21 protein-coding genes are annotated in these 18,293 nt (G+C 65.9%); 13 read left to right on the top strand and 8 right to left on the bottom strand.

All coding sequences use genetic code 11. The features are described 5' to 3' along the window. From Y887_RS16340 to Y887_RS16305, 8 genes are read right to left on the bottom strand one after another with little or no spacing between them, the layout of a single operon-like run. A complete protein-coding gene (locus Y887_RS16340; RefSeq protein WP_046965371.1) occupies positions 1-1,134 on the bottom strand; it encodes a hypothetical protein in 1,134 nt (377 codons plus the stop codon). Next, complete coding sequence (locus Y887_RS16335; RefSeq protein WP_046965358.1) at positions 1,131-2,081, bottom strand: glycosyltransferase; 951 nt, start codon at positions 2,079-2,081, stop codon at positions 1,131-1,133. The genes Y887_RS16340 and Y887_RS16335 overlap by 4 nt, the downstream gene beginning before the upstream one ends. Beyond that, positions 2,078-3,331, bottom strand: coding sequence for an O-antigen translocase (locus Y887_RS16330; RefSeq protein ID WP_046965357.1), 1,254 nt, complete (start codon positions 3,329-3,331; stop codon positions 2,078-2,080). The genes Y887_RS16335 and Y887_RS16330 overlap by 4 nt, the downstream gene beginning before the upstream one ends. Further along, complete coding sequence (locus tag Y887_RS16325; protein WP_046965356.1) at positions 3,328-4,440, bottom strand: DegT/DnrJ/EryC1/StrS family aminotransferase; 1,113 nt, start codon at positions 4,438-4,440, stop codon at positions 3,328-3,330. The genes Y887_RS16330 and Y887_RS16325 overlap by 4 nt, the downstream gene beginning before the upstream one ends. Next, positions 4,440-5,372: a GNAT family N-acetyltransferase gene (locus Y887_RS16320; RefSeq protein WP_046965355.1), complete on the bottom strand. Its 933-nt coding sequence runs from the start codon at positions 5,370-5,372 to the stop codon at positions 4,440-4,442. The genes Y887_RS16325 and Y887_RS16320 overlap by 1 nt, the downstream gene beginning before the upstream one ends. Continuing rightward, the gene (locus Y887_RS16315) at positions 5,359-6,312 is read right to left on the bottom strand and encodes a glycoside hydrolase family protein (RefSeq protein ID WP_046965354.1); all 954 of its coding nucleotides are present in this window, start codon (positions 6,310-6,312) and stop codon (positions 5,359-5,361) included. The genes Y887_RS16320 and Y887_RS16315 overlap by 14 nt, the downstream gene beginning before the upstream one ends. Positions 6,313-6,316: 4 nt before the next feature. Continuing rightward, complete coding sequence (locus Y887_RS16310; protein WP_046965353.1) at positions 6,317-6,988, bottom strand: acetyltransferase; 672 nt, start codon at positions 6,986-6,988, stop codon at positions 6,317-6,319. Next, positions 6,985-7,422 (bottom strand): sugar 3,4-ketoisomerase, encoded by a 438-nt coding sequence (locus tag Y887_RS16305; protein ID WP_046965352.1) that lies wholly within the window; start codon positions 7,420-7,422, stop codon positions 6,985-6,987. Before Y887_RS16305 ends, Y887_RS16310 begins: the two co-directional genes overlap by 4 nt. 300 nt (positions 7,423-7,722) lie before the next feature. Between Y887_RS16305 and Y887_RS16300 the strand changes: the two genes are divergently transcribed. From Y887_RS16300 to Y887_RS16240, 13 genes are all read left to right on the top strand, one after another. After that, on the top strand, positions 7,723-8,343 hold the full coding sequence (locus Y887_RS16300) for a cytochrome b (protein WP_084726076.1): 621 nt from the start codon (positions 7,723-7,725) through the stop codon (positions 8,341-8,343). 71 nt (positions 8,344-8,414) lie between these two features. Further along, a complete protein-coding gene (locus Y887_RS16295; protein ID WP_046965350.1) occupies positions 8,415-9,761 on the top strand; it encodes a hypothetical protein in 1,347 nt (448 codons plus the stop codon). A gap of 22 nt (positions 9,762-9,783) precedes the next feature. Then, a complete protein-coding gene (locus Y887_RS16290) occupies positions 9,784-10,173 on the top strand; it encodes a c-type cytochrome (protein ID WP_046965349.1) in 390 nt (129 codons plus the stop codon). A gap of 536 nt (positions 10,174-10,709) precedes the next feature. Then, on the top strand, positions 10,710-11,372 hold the full coding sequence (locus Y887_RS16285) for a hypothetical protein (protein ID WP_046965348.1): 663 nt from the start codon (positions 10,710-10,712) through the stop codon (positions 11,370-11,372). A 51-nt stretch (positions 11,373-11,423) separates the two neighbouring features. After that, positions 11,424-12,017: a sigma-70 family RNA polymerase sigma factor gene (locus Y887_RS16280; protein WP_181112882.1), complete on the top strand. Its 594-nt coding sequence runs from the start codon at positions 11,424-11,426 to the stop codon at positions 12,015-12,017. Further along, on the top strand, positions 12,014-12,670 hold the full coding sequence (locus Y887_RS16275; RefSeq protein WP_046965346.1) for an anti-sigma factor family protein: 657 nt from the start codon (positions 12,014-12,016) through the stop codon (positions 12,668-12,670). Before Y887_RS16280 ends, Y887_RS16275 begins: the two co-directional genes overlap by 4 nt. Then, positions 12,667-13,962, top strand: coding sequence for a S8 family serine peptidase (locus Y887_RS16270; RefSeq protein WP_046965345.1), 1,296 nt, complete (start codon positions 12,667-12,669; stop codon positions 13,960-13,962). The genes Y887_RS16275 and Y887_RS16270 overlap by 4 nt, the downstream gene beginning before the upstream one ends. Before the next feature lie 10 nt (positions 13,963-13,972). Further along, complete coding sequence (ccmC, locus tag Y887_RS16265; RefSeq protein ID WP_046965344.1) at positions 13,973-14,731, top strand: heme ABC transporter permease CcmC; 759 nt, start codon at positions 13,973-13,975, stop codon at positions 14,729-14,731. Beyond that, complete coding sequence (ccmD, locus tag Y887_RS16260) at positions 14,728-14,934, top strand: heme exporter protein CcmD (RefSeq protein WP_046965343.1); 207 nt, start codon at positions 14,728-14,730, stop codon at positions 14,932-14,934. Before ccmC ends, ccmD begins: the two co-directional genes overlap by 4 nt. Then, complete coding sequence (gene ccmE, locus Y887_RS16255; RefSeq protein WP_046965342.1) at positions 14,931-15,401, top strand: cytochrome c maturation protein CcmE; 471 nt, start codon at positions 14,931-14,933, stop codon at positions 15,399-15,401. Before ccmD ends, ccmE begins: the two co-directional genes overlap by 4 nt. A 63-nt stretch (positions 15,402-15,464) precedes the next feature. Further along, positions 15,465-17,453, top strand: a complete 1,989-nt coding sequence (locus Y887_RS16250; RefSeq protein ID WP_046965341.1) for a heme lyase CcmF/NrfE family subunit — start codon at positions 15,465-15,467, stop codon at positions 17,451-17,453. Further along, positions 17,450-17,992: a DsbE family thiol:disulfide interchange protein gene (locus Y887_RS16245; RefSeq protein WP_046965340.1), complete on the top strand. Its 543-nt coding sequence runs from the start codon at positions 17,450-17,452 to the stop codon at positions 17,990-17,992. Before Y887_RS16250 ends, Y887_RS16245 begins: the two co-directional genes overlap by 4 nt. After that, positions 17,992-18,293 (top strand): cytochrome c-type biogenesis protein (locus Y887_RS16240; RefSeq protein ID WP_046965339.1); only part of this gene is annotated, 302 nt, incomplete at its 3' end. The genes Y887_RS16245 and Y887_RS16240, both read left to right, overlap by 1 nt.

Raw genomic sequence — 18,293 nt, 5'->3', positions numbered from 1 at the left:
TTATGCGACAGACGGATGCGCTGGATGTCGGGTGGGCAACAACACGGTGCAGGCGTGCAGCGCCAGGCAGAGCGCAATGAAGCCGAGGTTGGTCCAGGTGAACGCCTGGGGCGCGAAGGGCGACATCAGGCAGGCGTAGGCGATGCGCAGGAAGATCAGTACATGGAAAATCGAGAGCGAGCCCTTGAGCCGGCGCACGCTCCACACCAGGCTTGCATACAGCGTCAACACCGCCAGCGATGCACCCGGTGCGCCCCAGGCCATCAGGAACGGAAAGAACTCGGTGCCCACATTGATGTTGGGCGCATCCAACGGAATGCCGGTACCGGCGGTGGCGATCGAACCACTGAACGGCACCAGCTGGTTGCCCAGAAAACTGGCGTTTTCGTACCCCTTGGCCAGGATGGCGCCAAAGTTGTAAGGCCCGGCACTGATGTACAGCAGCAGCCATTGCACGCCTTGCGGCATGGCACGGTAGAACGCGCTGAACGGCAATGTCACGGTCGCCAGCGAGCCGGAACGCACCGCACCGAGTACCGAGAACACGCCAGCGCCTGCCAGTACCAGCACGCCGATGGTCTTCCACGGCAGCGCGCGCGTCGGGTCGCGGCGCAGCAGCATCACCAGCACGAACGAAAACAGCCCGGCAAAGATGCGGTTGCGGTCGATCACCACAATCGGGAATACAAACCCGAACGCCACCATTGCTGCACGCAGGCCGCGATGGCGCACACACAGCAACGCAATCGGCGGCAGGATCCAGCACATGTTGGAGATATGCCGCACATGCGAGCGCAACGGGCTCAAGGTGGCATACGACGATGGATCGCTGAACAACGGAATCGGAAACAGCACCACGTCGACAATGCAGAACACCGTCACCACCGCTGCCAACGTCATGGCCACGAACGCATCGCGTGTACCGACGTAGCGGTAACGGCGGAACTCCTCTACTGCGGGCAACCGGGTGCGCAGCGCAGCATCGAGTGCGAAGGTCGCCGTCGCCGCAATCGCCAGCAACACGATGCCATCGACGTAGCCGTCGGGCAGCGTATAGGTCAGCAGCGTCAATGCGCAGCTGAGCAGCATCGGCAATGCCAGGTAGGTTGCGGGCCGTCGCAGCAACGCGCTCATGCCGGCTCCGTCGCACTGCGCGCCGGCTTGGGCCGCCATGCGGCCGGCAGCCACAACCACGCATAGGCCAGCAAGTGAGCGATCACCGCATGTGGCCTACGCTGCAAGAACGCCACCTTGGCGGCGATATAGCGCGATTGCGCATACAACAGCGTGCGATCGGGTTCATCGAACAAGCCCGCGCAGCGCAGTGCCACCTGTCGCGACTCGCTCAGATTGGCGATACGTGCCGGCACGTCCGCCGTCTTGCTGAGGTTGTTGCCGTGCAAGCGATACGCACAGACCTGCATATCGATGAATCCCAGCGCGTTGCGCGCAGCCAGGCGCAGGAAGAAGTCCCAGTCTTCGATACGCAGTGCCTCGTCCCAGCCACTGCGTGCATCGAAGGCACCGCGGCGCAACAAGGCGACGGCACCACTGACGGCCCATTGCCGGATCACCGCGCGGCGGATGCCTTGCTCGGAGCGATACAGATCGACATCCACCCCATGCAGGTCGCGCATCGCGCTGTCGTGCAGCAGCCGGCCATGTTGATCCACCACGCATGCATCGCCGATCACCGCAAGCGTCTGCGGATGCGCGCGCAGATAGCGCACCTGCGCATCCAGCCCGCCGGGCAATAGATAGTCGTCGCTGGCACCCAGACGCAGAAACTCGCCATTGGCACGCAACGCCAGTTCGTTGAGCGTGGCCGCAACGCCGCGATTGGCCCGCTGTACGAACTGCACCGGCAGCCGATGCCCGTGGACGGCGATCCACTGCGCAATCCGTTCGCCGGTGGCATCGCTGGAGCCGTCGTCGATGATGACGATCTCCTTGCACGGGTACGGGTCCTCCAACACGCTGTCCAGGCAGCGCTGGACGAAGCGCTCATGGTTGAACGCGGGGATCAGCACCGACACCAACGGCCAGCGCGCGCGTCCTGCCGGTTGCGTCCGCTCGTTCATGCCGGCTGCACCAGATAGCGCCGCACCACCACGAGATTGAACAGCAGATACAGCACGTAGTTGGCAACGAAGGCGTACATCGCACCGATCAGCCCGAAGTGCGCGGTAAGCAGGTACACCAAGCCCAGATAGCTGGCGGCAAACACACACTCGGATACCACGAACAGGCGCGTCATGGCCTTGGCCAACATCACATACGACAGCACGAAGGCCGCGATCTTGACCACATCGCCCACCAGCTGTGGGCCATAGAGCGCCCCGGCCGCAGCAAACTGCGGGTCGAACAGCAGCCAGGTCACCCAATCGCGGCAGACATACACGCCCAATGCCATCACGATCACCGCCGGCATCACGTAACGATATGCAGCGCGCAGTTCGCGACCCAGGTCGGCACGCGTATCCAGCGAGGCCAGCTTGGGCAGGTAATACACGTTGATGGCGGTGGTGAAGAACAGCAGGTAGGCATCCGACACCCGGCTCACCGCCTGCCAGTAGCCCACCTGTTCCCACCCGAACCCGGCGACAAGATGGTCGCGCACCAGAATGATCACCAGCTGCGGCACCAGGGTGGAGGTGAGCGTCATCACCGAAAAGGCCGCCAGCCGACGCGTCATCACCGCATCGAAGCGCGGGCGCAACATCTCGCGGCGAAAATACGGGCTGTGTCGCAGGGCCGGCACCCCCGCCAACAGCCATATCACCTGCCCAAGCACCAGTGCGAGCAATGCCCCCTGCAACTGCGCCATGCCCGACAGCCATGCCACCAGCGCAACGCTCATCGCCGCGCCGCTCACCTGCACGATGGCCAGGCGGCGCACATCCATGAAACCGTTGATCACCGCAAGAATGTAGTTGACCACCGCGATGCCCAATTGGGCCACTGCCAGCACGCAGATCAACGGGCGGTAGCCGACATCGCCCAGCAGCCGCTCGGCAAGCACGCCGCTGAACACCACCGCCAGCACCGCCAGCACGCAGGACGCACAACACGCATACCACAGCGCCGCGCCGAGCAGCCGCGCCTGCGCCTGCGGGTCGTTACGATAGTCGGCGACGTACTTGACGATACCGGCGCTGATGCCGCCGCCCGCCAGCACTGCCAGCACCGACATCAGATTGAGAAACTGGCCCAGCCGCCCCACCCCCTGCGGCCCGGCATACACGGCCACCAGCTTGACCACCACCAGCGCAGCGAGCAATTTCGCCAGCGTCGCGACGCCGGTGTAGGCGCTGCTGCGCACCAGATTCATGCGCCGGCGCCGAACGATTGGCAGGCGGCGATCACGCGCTCCACCGATGCCGCATCCAGTGCCGGGCCCATCGGCAGACTCAATACCTCGGCATGCAGGCGCTCGCTGATCGGCAGGCAGGTATCGCCCAGTGTCGCGTAGGCCGGCTGCCGATGCGGCGGCACCGGGTAATGAATCTGGGTGTGGATGCCATGGCGCAACAGATGCGCCTGCAGCGCATCGCGCTGCGGGCTGCGCACCACGAACAGATGCCACACATGTTGCTCGTCGCAGACCACCGTCGGCAAGACGATCAAGGGGTTGTCGATGCCTTGCAGATAACGTCGTGCCACCGCGCGCCGCAATGCGATCTCCTGGTCCAGGTAGCCCAGCTTGACGCGCAACAAGGCGGCCTGCAGCTCGTCCAGGCGCGAGTTCACCCCCTGGTAGAGATGGTGGTACTTCACCTCCGAACCATAGTTGCGCAGCGCGCGGATGCGCTCGGCCAACCGCGCATCGGAGGTGACGACTGCGCCGCCATCGCCCAAGGCGCCCAGGTTCTTGGTCGGAAAAAAGCTGAACGCAGCAGCATCGCCGAAGGCCCCCGCGCGCCGGGATTGCGCCGTTGCACCGTGCGCCTGTGCGGCATCTTCGATCAGCAGCAAGCCGTAGCGGTGCGCCAGCGTCTGCAGTGCCGCCATGTCGGCCAGCTGGCCGTATAGATGCACCGCCATGATGGCGCGGGTGCGCGGCCCGATCGCTTTTTCCACGCTCGCCGGGTCCATGTTGAAGGTGGCCGGGTCCGGCTCCACCGGCACCAGCACCAGATGGTTCTGGCTGATTGCCAGAAAGGTCGCGATAAAGGTATTGGCCGGCACGATGATCTCATCGCCCTCGCGCAATACGCCCAGTTCGCGGTAGCCGCGCAGGATCAGCGACAACGCGTCCAGCCCGTTGCCGACGCCGACCGCATGCGCCGCGCCGCAGTAACTGGCGAATTCTTCTTCGAATGCGGCCAGCTCCTGGCCGAGTACATACCAGCCGGCATCGATCACCCGCGCGGCCGCGGTTTTGAGTTCATCGGCGTAGCGTGCGTTGACCGCGCGCAAATCCAGGAACGGCACATCCATTACAAGGTCCATCGATAGAAGTCCTGCACAACCGCACGTGCGCCGAAGCGCTCCTTTTGTTCGACCAAGCCTTCATTGAGCACTTGCCCGCCATGCTCGGTGGAAATGCCGAAACTGAAGTAGTCACGCGCCGCATACACCTGGGTGATCAGTTCGGCCAGCAGCAGGCTCAGCGCATCCAGCTGGCGCCCGCGCTCGGACACCGCCAGATACTGGGTGTGCACGCTGCGGCCGAAGTCGTAGACCAGCGCGGCGGCCACCAGCTGTCCATCGGCGCGTGCCTCGTGCAGCACGATGTGGTGCGGAAACCGGCCCTGCAGCAACTGCAGTTCGTCCAGCCGATGCGTGGGCGCCACGCCATGCCGCTGCAGCACCTCGCTCAGCAGTGCATGAAATGCGTCCAGCGTGGTGCCGGTCTGGATGTGCACGCCGGCCTTGCGCGCCTTGGCGATCGAGCGTCGCCGCTCGGCGCTGAAGGCAAACGGCTGGCGCAAGGCAATCACCGACGACAGATCGCGTCGATACAGCTGCGCGCCCACCCGATGCAACGCATACAGCTCTTCTTCCGCCGGGTAGGCATGAAACACATGCGGCACCGGCTTGTAGACGAGCTCGCGTATGCCGCCTGCGCGGTAATGCACCGCGATCTGTTGCAACACCTGCAGGGTGGCACTGGCCCGCATGGCCATCGACGACACCAGCCCGGCGTAGGTGAGCCCGGCATGGCTGCTGACGCAATCGCCTTGCACGCTGGCAGGAAACACTGCGAGCACCTCGCCGCCACGTTCCACCAACAACGAGGCATCCACGAAGCGGTCGGCGTGATAGTCCATGTAGCCGCGCCGATGCAACAGGTTGCCATTGCGCGAACACGCCACCAACGCATCCCAGGCGAGCGTATCGCCGGCAACGTAGGGCCTAACCGAATACATGACAGCCCTGCAGCTCCACCGGCAACGCGGCATCGGCCAGTCCGAAGCCGGCCTGGCCCATCGCGTTGCCGTTGTAGAACATCAGCACACACTCGCCCTGCTGGATCAATGCGGGGTAGCACAGCGTCTGCGCGTCCCACCCCTCGGCTGACAACTGCAGGCCCAGCGCAGCATCGTTGCGCTCCCAGTGCACGCCATCGCGGCTGAACGCGACACCGGGAAAGTAGCCGCCACGGGTGTCGCCGCGGGTGAAGTACATCAGGTAGCGCTCGTCCAGCCGGTACACGCGCGGGCGTCCGATGCGGTATTCGTCATCGCGCGGACGCAGGCACACGCTGTCGGCAAGCGGAATGCAGCGCAGGTCGTCGGTTTCCACATAGCGGATGTGGTAACGCGGATACGGGCGACCACCGATGTCTTCCCAATCGTCGCCCACTGCGTACCACAGACGCCAGCGTCCATCTTCGTAACGTGCCGAATGCACCGCCGCGATCGTGCTGCGGCCAGGGGCGCGGTCCAATAGCGGGGTTTGCCGAGTCCGCTGAAACGTCTCGCCACCATCGCGCGAGATCGCCAGGCCCGTGAACGCCAGAAACTTCGCCTTGGCCACCAGCTGGAAGCCCACATAGAACATGTACAAGCCGTCCGGGCCGGCGACCACGTCGCCCAGGATCATGCCGTTGTCGTCGAAGCAGCCATCGCGCCCGATGTCCAGCACCGGCAGCTTGCTCACACCGACGATCTGTGTGGGCGCATCGGCGCGCACATCCACATAGCCGATCCGGCTCACGCCCTGGCTGTCGCGAAAGCCGGCATACACGCGCAACACCTGCGCGGACAAGCGGTACGGCGTCGGCGTCAGCGCCGCGTGCTGCATCCAGCCGCCCACGCCATCGCGCGCGACATCGAATACCAGCCCGCGCTTGGTCCAGGTAAACACGGCCTCAGAGCTCCACGTCGAAGCTGGACCTGCCGGCCACCGCGCGCGCGGGCGAACCAACGTACACACGCCCGGCCTCGGTATGTCGCGTCACCAATGCACCGGCACCGATGATGTTGTCCGCGGCAATACGCACCTTGTCGCTCAATGTGGCGTTGACGCCGACGAAGCTGCCGCTGCCGATCTCGCAATAGCCGGAAATGACCGCGTGCGAGGCGATGAACACGTGGTCCTGCACCACGGTGCGATGGCCGATATGGTTGCCGCTCCACAAGATGCAGTTGTCGCCGATACGGGTAAACGGCTGGATGACATTGCCTTCGAAGATGAAACTGTTGGCGCCGATCTGTGCATTGCGCCAGACGAACGCACGCGAGCTGACATACGTGGCGCAGCGGTAGCCGCGGCGCACTACGTCTTCGTAGAAGCGCATGCGCAAGCGGTTCAATTGCGTCGCCGGAATCGCGACGAATACCGCGTACTGCGCGGGCGGATAGCGTTGCTCGAGCTCCTCGTAGGCCACCACCGGCAGTTCGGCCAGGGTGGGCCGCAGCAGGAAATCGCGCTCCACACTGAAGGCGACCACGTCGTAGTCGCTATCGTGCTGAAAGTATTCGCAAGCGATCTGCGCAAACTCGCCCGCCCCGACGATCACCAAAGGTTTGCGCAAGCTCATGCCTCCAGCCTGCATGCATCCAGGCGATGGTCCCCACGCACTTCGCCCAGGAACTGGTCGTAATCGAGGATGTAATCGCCTGGGTCGTAGAACTGGTCGGCCAGCACCATCAGCACGCAGTCGGGGCTGAATTGGTGCAGGTCGCGCCAGACCATGCGGCCCAGCAGCAGGCCTTGCGAGGGATCGTTCAAGGTCACTTCGGTCGGACCATCGCCCTTGCCTTCGTCCAGCAGGATCGTCACCGAGCCATGCAGGGCCACCGCAAGCTGATTGAGCCGGCGGTGCGCGTGCTGACCACGGTGCACGCCGCTGCGGGTACCGAACAGGTAATACACGCGGCGTATCTCGAATGGCACGTTGCGCTCCTGCTCCAACGAAATGAGCAGGCCGCGATCGTCGCCGTGGGTATGCAACTGGATGGGTTCGAAGGCCATGGTTCCGGGGCGTAACCGCTGACTGCACGTAGTGCGACATGCCTGAGTGCGCCGGGATGCGCGAAAGGTTGCGCCAGGTCACTGCACTGCGAAGTGACGTGCGCACAAGCGCAATCGCACGCCGAGCGCGCTCCGGCACGATAAAAATTCGTTGTGGCCATGCAACCTTTCAGCGGTAGCGCCGCACATATCGGTGCACGTTCACCTGGCCGCAGTTCCGGCCGGCGTGGGGAGCCAGGCCCGGCAGCGCAGCACGCGCTGCCGGAACCAACGACCACCACCGGTGAGGACACCACCCAGATGCATTCATCCCCCCAGGCGCCCGACACGGCAGCCACCGGCAGCGCCACAACGCTGCCCCCCGCCACGCCCGCGGCGCCCGCCGCACGGGTCACGCCCTTGCCCAAGCCGATGCGCGTGCTGCACTGGCTCACCGTGCTGTGCCTGGTGATGGCGGCCAGCCTCATTCTGCTGCGCGCCGAGCTCGATGGCCGCGCATTGCGCCAATGGCTGCTCGAGGGCCATCGCCATTTCGGCCTGATGGTGTTGCTGCTGTTCGTGTTGCGCGTCGGCCTGCGGCTACGGCTGCGCAGGCTGCCACCCGGCCCGCCCGCATCTTTGATCACTCGCCTGGCTGCAGGCGGCACCCATCTGGCGATGTACGGGCTGATGCTTGCCTTGCCGTTGATCGGCTGGTCGCTGAGCAACGCGTTCGGCAAGACGGTCTACCTGTTCGGTGTGGCGCTGCCGAACCTCATCGAGGCAGATCCGGATCTGGGCGACACCCTGGGCGTGTGGCACTTGAATGCCGCCTGGGCGCTGCTGGCCCTGGTGCTGCTGCATATCGGCGCCGCGCTGTGGCATCACCTGGTGCTGCGCGATGGCCTGCTGTACCGCGTACTGCCGGGCAAGCGCGCATGAGTCCTCGTACCTCCCTCGCCCTGGTCCGCTCTTTCTCCGTTGAACCCCGCACCGTCGAACAAGGACTTTCCATGCATCTCTCCCAGCCTGCTTCGCGCCGTGTCAACGCATCGCGCACCGCCTCCCTGACGTCCTTGTTATGCGTGTCCGGCCCGTTGCTGCTGCTGGCCAGTACGCAGGCACAGGCGATTCCCTCGTTCGCCCGCCAGACCGGTTCTTCGTGCGCGGACTGCCATATCGGCTCCTACGGTCCCTCGCTCACGCCCTACGGCATGCGCTTCAAGCTGGGCGGCTTCACCGATACCAATGGCGAGGGCACCAAGATTCCGGTGTCCGGCCAGCTCACCTGGGCGCGCAGCAACCCCAGCCGCGGCGACAGCACCGCGCGGCTGACCCAGGCCGACCTGTATCTGGCCGGCCGGGTCAACGACAACATCGGCGGCTATTCCAAGATCCGCTCCAACAACAGCGGCAACGCCACCTTCGACACCCGCCTGGACGATGTGGATCTGCGCTTTGTCAGCAAGCCGTTCCAGATGGCCGGCAAGGACACCATGATCGGCGTCAGCGTCAACAACAACCCGGGCATCTCCGACCCGATCCATGTGTTGCCCAATGCCTCCACGCTGACGCCGGCCTCCAACGGCGGCGCGTCCACCATGCTCAGCTCCTCGTCGCTGTCCAACCGCGTCATCGGTGCCAGCGTGTACGGGCTGTACAACCGCAACTGGTACGGCGAAGTGGGCAGCTACAGCGCGTTGTCGCCGTCTGCGCAGGATCGCCTCGGCTGGCCGATCAACGGCGACCCGGGCAAGCTCAGCGACACCAGCTATGCGCGTCTTGCCTATATGAAGGACATGAAGCGGCAGTTCTTCTCGGTCGGCCTGACCGCGCTCAACACGCGCCGCCAGCGTCCGCGCAACGGACCCAGCGACGACCTCACCGACTTCGGCTACGACCTGACCTATCAGTTCCTGGGCACGCGCGAACACGTGGCGTCGCTGGCCTACGTCAACATCTACGAACGCCGCAAGTACGGCAGCCCGCTGATTCCTTCCGACCCGACCATGCCCGCGCTGGACCGTGGCAGCGTGCGCGATCAGACCTTCAGCGTGAACTACGCCTACAAGCAGACCTATGGCGTGCTGGCCGCGCACATGATCAACACCGGCTCGTTCGATGCGGCGCGTTACTCGCCGGTGGGCATTCCGGACACCACCAGCAACCTGATCCTTCTGTACTGGACCCCGTTCGGCAAGGAAGGCACCTATACCTCGATCGCCAACCTGCGCCTGTCGGCCGGCTGGTTCCGGTTCGACAAGTTCAACGGCAGCACGTCCAACGTGTTCCGCGGCCCGCCGATCACCAACCCGCGCGATCTGGACAGCTTCACCATGTCGGTCAATCTGACGTTCTGATTCCCCACGCGTAAGGACCCCCATGAAGTCATTCCACACCACACTGTTATGCACGCAGCTGGCCGGCCTGTTGCTGGCCGGCGCACTGCTGCCCGGCTCGGCACGTGCCGCCGATGGCAAGAGCGTGTTCATCAGCGAATGCGCCGAGTGCCACAGCGCGACGCAAGGCAAGAACAAGAAAGGCCCCTCCCTGTTCGGCATCGTCAACCGTCCCGCCGGGACCGTAGCCGACTTCAGCGGCTACTCGGCCGAGCTCAAGGCCGGCAAGCGCACCTGGGATACCGCCAGCCTCAAGGACTTCCTCAAGAAGGATTCCAAGGCCACCTTGCCGAATACGAAGATGAAGTACGAAGGGCTCGAAGACGAAAAGGAACTGGACGCGCTGATCGCTTACCTCAATACCCTGCATTGAGGACTGGCCGGCACGCGCTGGCGGCACCGGCCGGGACGGCACGCAGGGTGCGAGCGGACCGGGTGCGGGCCGGACGCAGGAATCGCCTGCGCCGGCCTGAACGAAACCCGCGCCATTGTGAGGATCGCTTCAAGCCCGGTACATCACGCCGGCCGCAGTGTCCGCGGCCTGCAGCCAGGTCACCGCTGCACCTGCACAGGTGCACGGTCCCGCGTTGCCTGACACGAACCCTTCGCGTATACGGACGGAACCGCCACACATGGGGCGGTCTCGCCCAGCGTGATGGGTCACCATCGCGCACCGCCACGGTCCACGCCCCGCCCTTGTTGAACGCTTCGTCCGCCCAGCAGCCCCCTTCCCGACCGCGACGCCATGGCGTCTGCGACGGGCAGCCGTGGCCTGCGGGCGGCTCGGCAGGACAGCCGCGCCCGCCCCGCTTGCCGGGGTCGCACTGCCTGTCCCGCCGCTGCCGACACTGTCGGCGGGTCCTGCAGCGCCGCCTGGCGATACGTCGCGCATTACTGCTCGCGCTGGTCATGGGCACCAGCGCGAGCGCATTGGCAGACAACGTCGGCGGCGCAGTGGCGGTGGCGTCCACCCTGATCGACCGCGGCATCTCCATCGCACCCAATCGCGCCACCTTGCAGGCGGCCGGCTATTGGCTGCCCGCGCCCGGCTGGTCGGTGTCGGCCTCCGCGGCGCTGCAATCGCCCTCCTTCAGCAAGCCGGTGGCGCTCACGTTGCAGGGCGCGCGGGGCTGGATGCTGGGCGATCGCTGGCAGATGCAGGCCAGCCTGCTGTATTACGCCTATCCGGCCGACCGCCAGTCGCGCACCTTCGACCGCCAGGAAGCCAGCCTGGCCTGGTCCTATCGCGACACGCTCACCTTCTCGCTCTCCAGGTTCAATTTCCCCCGCGCGCAACGCTCGCCGTGGAACATGGCGATCGACGTCACCGCCAACGTGCCGCTGACCGGGGATTTCAGCCTGTCGGCCGGCGCCGGCATCTCCGAGTTCCCGGCGATGACCTACGGCGCTGAGAGTTCCGGCCGCTATCGGTATGGGCAACTGGGCCTGAAGTGGAGCCGCGCGGCATGGAGCGTGAAGCTGGACCGGGTACTGACAAGCAGCAATACCCCCCGGGCGCAGGGCGGCCCCGGCGAATTGCAGTGGGTGGGCATGGTTTCCCGCAGTTTCTGATCCAAACGCAACCTTTTCTCCGCCTGCGGGCACCTAGAGGTGTCTAACGCCATGTCTGCTTTGATGAATGACTCCGATACCCTTGGCGATGCCACCGACCGCATGCTGTTACGCCGCATGGCAGCGGGCGATCGCGACGCCCTGGCGACCATGTACCACAGCTACCACGGCCGCCTGTGTCGGTTCCTGTCGCGCCTGACGCGCCGCCCGGACATCATCGAAGAAGCCATCAACGACTGCTTCTGGATCGCCTGGCAAAAGGCCGGCGACTTCCGCGGCGACTCGCAGGTGTCGACCTGGATCATGGGCATCGCCTACCGCTGCGGGCTCAAATGCCTGCGCCAGCACGACGGCGAAGCGATCGACGACACCGCGGTGGTGGAAGACCACGCCCCCAGCGCCGACGACAACGACGACCGCGAACTGCGCGACTGGCTGGACAAGGGCATGGAACGGCTGTCGCCGGATCAGCGCCTGGTCATCGAACTGGTCTACGGCGTCGGCCACAAGCTGGAAGAAGTCGCCGAAATCATGCAGTGCCCGGTGGGCACGATCAAAGCCCGGCTGTTTCATGCGCGGGTCAAATTACGCAATGTGCTGCCCGGCCTGGCCGGCAACACCCCTTACACGGAGACCCTGCAATGAAGACGTTTTTCATCGCGCCTGGCAAGGAATGCTCGCACGCCTGGGAACTGATGCCGGCGGTGCTACTGGACAGCGCCACCGAAGAAGAAAACGCCTGGCTGATCGCGCACGTGGCCAAATGCGCCTCGTGCAGCGCCGAGTTCGCCCAGCAAACCCGCCTGCGCCAGGCGCTGGCGCTGCCGTGTGCGGTCACGCTGGACGCCAACGCCGGCCTGCAACGCCTGCTCGGCCGCCTGGACGCGCCCGAGGTCCGCGTCGCACCGGCGCCGGCCGCACGTCGCTCCGGTAGCTGGACCGTCCGTGCACTGGCCGCTGCCGCGTTGGTTCAGGCCATCGGCCTGGGTGTCATGGGCATCAAGCTGGCTTCGCCGGCGCCGGCGCAGTCGCACGACTACCGCACGCTCAGCAGCGCCACCGCGCTGCCGGTGCCGCAAGGCGCCATCCGCGTGGTGCCAAACGCCAGCATGACCGTGGCCGACTGGGACCGCCTGCTGCATGCGCAGCAGCTGCAGGTGATCGGCGGGCCCAACGACATGGGTGCCTACACCGTGGTACCTGCCGCGCCGCAGCCGCCGGCTCAGCCGCAGCGGACCGTGCAGCAACTGCGCGCCAATCCGGGCATCCGGCTGGCCGAGGTCATCTCCGCCCCATGAGCCGTTTCCTCGCCATCGGCCTGCTGCTCGCACTGACCGGACCGGGCCTGCACGGCAACGTGCAGGCGCAGGACGCCGGTACCGTTCCTGCGCCCGCCGATGCGCACACACCCGACAGCAGCCGCGACATCCTGCTGGCGGTCGCCAATCCGCTCAGCGCACCGCCGGCACGTGCCGGCTCCAGCCTGATCGGCTACGCGTCCAGCTACTACGGGGCCGGCCAGAAGGCAGCGGTGCGCATGGAAGCCATCAAGCAGCGGTACAAGCTGCGCGAAGTCTCCGGCTGGCCGATCACCTCGCTGGGCCTGTATTGCGCCGTGCTGCAGCCGCCACCAGGTGTATCGCGCGATGAGCTGGTTACCGAACTGGCCAACGACGAAGGCGTGGAGCTGGTGCAGCCGGTGCAGGATTTTGCGGTGTTTTCGGCCGATGCGGCGGAGAAGACCACGCCGTTGTCCGGCTACAACGACCCGTACGTGGACATGCAACGCGGTTTCATCGACACCGATGCCGCCAGCGCCCAGGCCGTCACCCAGGGCCGCGGTGTGGTGGTGGCGGTGGTCGATACCGGCGTGGACATCGCCCACCCCGATCTGAAGGCGCGCATCCGCGAGGTACACGACCTGGTCGACGACAAGCCGGGCATGACCAGCAGCGATTCGCACGGCACCGAGGTGGCCGGGATCATCGCCGCCGGCAGCAACAACCATCAAGGCATCGTCGGCATGGCGCCCAAGGCCATGCTGAGCGTCTACAAGGCGTGCTGGTACGCGCCCACGGTTGGCGCCACCGCACGCTGCAACACCTTTACCCTGGCCAAGGCGCTGGCGGCGATCAACAACAGCTCCGCACGCGTGGTCAACCTGAGCCTGGGCGGCCCGGCCGACCCGCTGCTGAGCAAGATGCTCACCCATCTGGTGCAGCAGGGCCGCATCGTGGTGGCGGCGATGCCGCCGAATGGGCGACTGGACGGCTTTCCCAACGATGTGCCGGGCGTGCTGGTGGTACGCAGCAGCAGCGCCAGCGCGGCCATGCCGGGCGTGCTCAGCGCGCCGGGCAAGGACATCCTGACCACCCAGCCGAACGGGCGTTACGACTTCACCTCCGGCTCGTCGATGGCCACCGCGCATGTCAGCGGCATGGCCGCGCTGCTGCTGTCGCTGTCGCCGTCGATGGACGCCGCGGCGTTGCGCGAGCTCCTGCAGCGCACCAGCAAGGTCTCCGACGGCCAGTTGCAGGTCAACGCCGGCGCTGCAGTCGATGCGCTGTCGCCTTCCAAACATTCCAACTGACGACACCGGCATGGCCAAGTGGATCCCGTTGTGGCTGCACAAGCTCAGCTCGCCGCCGATGTTCTACCGCTTTGCCGGTGCGGTGCGCCCGTGGGCGCTGGCGCTGGCGCTGCTGCTCGGCGCAGTCGCCGCTTACGGCGGGCTGGTGCTGGCGCCGCCGGATTACCAGCAGCACGATGCCTACCGCATCATCTTCATCCACGTGCCCAGCGCCTGGATGAGCCTTTTCATCTACGCAGCGATGGGCGTGTCCGCGTTCATCGCGCTGGTGTGGCGGATCAAGCTCGCCGAAGTGGTGACCATGGCCTCGGCACCGATCGGTGCGGCGTTTACCTTCATCACCTTGTGCACCGGCTCGCTGTGGGGCAAGCCGATGTGGGGCACCTGGTGGACCTGGGACGCGCGGCTGACCTCGGAGCTGCTGCTGCTGTTTCTGTATCTGGGCGTGCTGGGCCTGTACCACGCGGTGGAAGACCGCCGTCAGGCGATGCGTGCGGCCGGCCTGCTTGCGCTGGTCGGCCTGGTGAATCTGCCCATCGTGCATTACTCGGTGGTCTGGTGGAACACGCTGCACCAGGGCTCCACCGTGCGTCTGCTCGGCCCGTCCAAGATGGGCGCGGACATGCTGTGGCCGCTGCTGACCATGATGCTCGCCACCAAGTGCTACTACATCGCCAGCCTGTTCGGCCGCGTGCGCGTGGACCTGCTGGCGCTGGAAAGCGGCAAGGACTGGGCCCGCCGCATCGTGTTGACGGAACGCACGGCATGAGCACCTTTTTGGCGATGGGCGGCTACGGCCAGTACGTGTGGACGTCGTATGCGTTGTTCGTGCTGGTGCTCCTGGCCGACCTGGCAGCGCCGTGGTTGCGACGCCGGCGTCTGCCGCGCGAACTGCGTGGCCAGTTGCAGCGGCAAACCCCGCGGCGCCTGCGCGATCAACCCGCGCCATCGCTGGAGCGCGACGCACCATGAATGCCACGCGCAAACAACGCCTGTGGCTGGTGCTCGGCGTGATCGCCGCCGCCGCGCTCGCCGTGACGCTGATCGTACTGGCGCTGCAGCGGAACATGAGCTACCTGTTCACGCCCAGCCAGGTCCGCGCCGGCGAAGCGGCCAGCTACCAGCAATTCCGTCTCGGCGGCATGGTCAAGGCCGGCTCGATCCAGCGCGCCAGCGACTCGCTGAAAGTCAGCTTCACCGTCATCGACAAGAATGCGGCCACCCGGGTCGAATACACCGGCATCCTGCCGGACCTGTTCCGCGACAACCAATCGGTGATCGCCAACGGGCGCATGCAGGGCGGGCGTTTCGTCGCCAACGAAGTACTGGCCAAACACGACGAAACCTACATGCCCAAGGAACTCAAGGACGCGATGGCCGAAGGCCATGTCGGCAAGCCGATCCCCGCCACCGCCGCGCCGCTGGCCGCGCCGCGTTGATGCGGCATCGGCTGCACCGCGCTCACGCGATGACCTCTTCCTGCCGCACGTTGCGACGTACCCATGACGCCTGAACTCGGCCAGATCGCACTGATCCTGGCGCTGCTGCTTTCGCTTGCCCAGGGCGTGTTGCCGCTGATCGGTGCCTGGCGCGGCAATACCGCCCTGATGGGCATTGCGCGGCCGGCAGCGGTGGGCCAGGCAGTGTTCGTCTGGATGGCATTCGGCCTGCTCGCCTGGTCGCTGCTGTCGCTGGATTTTTCGGTGGGCTATGTCGCTGCCAACGCCAACATCGCCCTGCCCTGGTACTACCGCTTTGCCGCGGTATGGGGCGCGCACGAAGGCTCGTTGCTGCTGTGGATCGCCATCCTTGCGACGTGGACCGTGTTGCTGGCGGCCTTCAGCCGGCATCTGCCGCAGCAATTCGCCGCACGCGTGCTGGCGGTACTGGGTCTGGTGTCGGTGGGCTTTCTGGCCTTCATCCTGCTGACCTCCAATCCGTTCGGGCGGTTGTCGCCGATTCCGCTGGACGGCAACGAGCTCAATCCGGTGTTGCAGGACCCCGGCATGACCTTCCATCCGCCGGTGCTGTACACCGGCTATGTCGGTTTCTCGGTGGCCTTCGCGTTTGCGGTGGCGGCGCTGCTGGGCGGCGAACTGGAACAGGCCTGGGTACGCTGGGCGCGGCCGTGGACCAATGTGGCCTGGGCCTGCCTCACCGCCGGCATCGTGGCCGGCAGCTGGTGGGCGTACGCAGAACTGGGCTGGGGCGGCTGGTGGTTCTGGGACCCGGTGGAAAACGCCAGCTTCATGCCGTGGCTGGTGGGCACGGCGTTGATCCACACCCAGGCAGTCACCGAAAAACGCGGCAGCCTGCGTGCGTGGACCATCCTGCTGTCGATCCTGGCGTTCTCGCTGTCGTTGCTGGGCACCTTCCTGGTGCGCTCGGGCGTGCTGACCTCGGTGCATGCCTTCGCTGCCGACCCGCGACGCGGGCTGTACATCCTGATCTTCCTCGTCGCGGTGGTGGGCGGCTCATTGCTGCTGTACGCGCTGCGCGCACCCAGGATCGCCAGCGGCAAACCGTTTGCCGCCGCCTCGCGCGAAACCGCCATCCTGATCGGCAATCTCTTGCTCACCGTGGCTGCGGCGATGGTGTTGCTGGGCACCTTGTTCCCGCTGATCGCCGATGCCTTCGGCCTGGGCAAGGTGTCGGTGGGGCCGCCGTATTTCGGCCTGTTGTTCCCGTTGCTGATGTTGCCGGTGGTGCTGTTGCTGCCGTTCGGCCCGTACCTGCGCTGGGGCCAGGCCGACGGCGCACCGCTGAAGGCGCTGGGCACGCGCGCCGGCATCGCCGCGATCGCCTGCGCGCTGGTCGGCAGCCTGTTTGCCGAGGGTCAGGCCAAGGCCATTGCCGGTATTGGCGTGGCGGCATGGGTCGCCGCAGGCACCGCGCTGTACGTCCACAAACGTTGGCGCGAGATGCCGCGCGGGCGGCGTTTTCCGGCAGAGATGGCCGGCATGTTGATCGCGCATGCCGGCGTGGCGGTGTTCGTCGCCGGCGTGCTGGTGTCCGACAGCCTGTCGGTCGAACGCGACGTGCGGCTGTCGCCCGGCCAGAGCGCGGACATCGCCGGCTACGCGTTCCGCTTCGACGGCGTGCAGCTGGTCGACGGGCCGAACTGGAAGGCCGAACAAGGCAGCGTGCAGGTCAGTCGCGATGGCAGGGTGATTGCGCAACTGCATCCGCAAAAACGCCTGTACAGCAGCGAACGCATCCAGACCGAATCAGCGATCGATCCCGGCATCACCCGCGATCTGTATGTCGCGCTGGGCGAGCCACTGGACGATCAGCACATCGAACACGACTGGACCTTGCGGCTGTACTACAAGCCCTTCATCCGCTGGATCTGGGCCGGCGGCCTGTTGATGATGCTGGGCGGCTTCGTCAGCGCCTGCGCGCGGCGCTTTCGCGCGCCGGTGTCTGCAGGCAATACCGCTGCATCGCCCGCCTACGATGCGCGCCTCATCGCGCAGGAGTCGCACCCGTGAAGCGCATGCTGCCGTTGCTGGCGTTCCTGTTGGTCGCCGCGCTGTTCGGTTTCGGCATCTACTGGACCATGCAGCACAATCCGCGCGATGTGCCCTCGCCGTTGATCGGCAAACCGGCACCGGCGTTTTCGCTGCCGCGGCTGGACGCACCCGACCAGCACCTCACCGGTGCGCAACTGCTGGGCAAGCCCTATGTGCTCAACGTGTTCGGCAGCTGGTGCGCCGAGTGCGTGCACGAGCATCCGGTGCTGATGGCGCAGGCCAGCCGGCTCGGGGTGCCCTTGATCGGCTACAACTACAAGGACGCGCCGGCCGATGCGACCGCCTGGCTGGCACGATTGGGCAATCCCTACGCCGTGGTGATCGCCGACGAGGCCGGCCAGACCGCCATCGATTTCGGCGTCTATGGCGCGCCGGAAAGCTTCCTGATCGATGCGCAAGGCGTGATCCGCTACAAACACATCGGCGTGCTCACGCCCGACGTCATCAACCAGGAGTTGCTGCCCGCCATCGCCGCTCTGCCCAAGGGGGCACCGTGATGCGGGCTTACGGCGTGTTTCAGGCGCATCGGCGTCGGCAGGCACGCAAGCTGCGCCTGCTGCTGGTGCTGCTGCTGCTCGGTCTGGTGCTCGCGCCCTGCGTCCAGGCGCAGGCAGTGGACCCGCTGCCGTTCAAGGACCGCAGCGAAGAGGCGCGCTTTCAGCAGCTGACCGCACAGCTGCGTTGCCTGGTGTGCCAGAACGAGAACCTGGCCGATTCCAATGCCAGCCTAGCCCGCGACCTGCGGCATCAGGTGTTCTCGCAACTGCAGGCCGGCAGGAGCGATGCGCAGATCAAGCA

It is taken from the genome of Xanthomonas pisi DSM 18956 (assembly GCF_001010415.1).
Taxonomy (GTDB): Bacteria; Pseudomonadota; Gammaproteobacteria; order Xanthomonadales; family Xanthomonadaceae; genus Xanthomonas; species Xanthomonas pisi.
Note: the sequence above shows the minus strand (reverse complement) of the source record. Positions and strands in the feature narration are given on the sequence as shown.

Coding starts and splice junctions, on each gene's coding strand:
- Y887_RS16340 (WP_046965371.1), bottom strand. CDS start 1,134: ATGAGCGCGTTGCTGCGACGGCCCGCAACCTACCTGGCATTGCCGATG.
- Y887_RS16335 (WP_046965358.1), bottom strand. CDS start 2,081: ATGAACGAGCGGACGCAACCGGCAGGACGCGCGCGCTGGCCGTTGGTG.
- Y887_RS16330 (WP_046965357.1), bottom strand. CDS start 3,331: ATGAATCTGGTGCGCAGCAGCGCCTACACCGGCGTCGCGACGCTGGCG.
- Y887_RS16325 (WP_046965356.1), bottom strand. CDS start 4,440: ATGGATGTGCCGTTCCTGGATTTGCGCGCGGTCAACGCACGCTACGCC.
- Y887_RS16320 (WP_046965355.1), bottom strand. CDS start 5,372: ATGTATTCGGTTAGGCCCTACGTTGCCGGCGATACGCTCGCCTGGGAT.
- Y887_RS16310 (WP_046965353.1), bottom strand. CDS start 6,988: ATGAGCTTGCGCAAACCTTTGGTGATCGTCGGGGCGGGCGAGTTTGCG.
- Y887_RS16305 (WP_046965352.1), bottom strand. CDS start 7,422: ATGGCCTTCGAACCCATCCAGTTGCATACCCACGGCGACGATCGCGGC.
- Y887_RS16300 (WP_084726076.1), top strand. CDS start 7,723: ATGCATTCATCCCCCCAGGCGCCCGACACGGCAGCCACCGGCAGCGCC.
- Y887_RS16295 (WP_046965350.1), top strand. CDS start 8,415: ATGCATCTCTCCCAGCCTGCTTCGCGCCGTGTCAACGCATCGCGCACC.
- Y887_RS16290 (WP_046965349.1), top strand. CDS start 9,784: ATGAAGTCATTCCACACCACACTGTTATGCACGCAGCTGGCCGGCCTG.
- Y887_RS16285 (WP_046965348.1), top strand. CDS start 10,710: ATGGGCACCAGCGCGAGCGCATTGGCAGACAACGTCGGCGGCGCAGTG.
- Y887_RS16280 (WP_181112882.1), top strand. CDS start 11,424: ATGTCTGCTTTGATGAATGACTCCGATACCCTTGGCGATGCCACCGAC.
- Y887_RS16275 (WP_046965346.1), top strand. CDS start 12,014: ATGAAGACGTTTTTCATCGCGCCTGGCAAGGAATGCTCGCACGCCTGG.
- Y887_RS16270 (WP_046965345.1), top strand. CDS start 12,667: ATGAGCCGTTTCCTCGCCATCGGCCTGCTGCTCGCACTGACCGGACCG.
- ccmC (WP_046965344.1), top strand. CDS start 13,973: ATGGCCAAGTGGATCCCGTTGTGGCTGCACAAGCTCAGCTCGCCGCCG.
- ccmD (WP_046965343.1), top strand. CDS start 14,728: ATGAGCACCTTTTTGGCGATGGGCGGCTACGGCCAGTACGTGTGGACG.
- ccmE (WP_046965342.1), top strand. CDS start 14,931: ATGAATGCCACGCGCAAACAACGCCTGTGGCTGGTGCTCGGCGTGATC.
- Y887_RS16250 (WP_046965341.1), top strand. CDS start 15,465: ATGACGCCTGAACTCGGCCAGATCGCACTGATCCTGGCGCTGCTGCTT.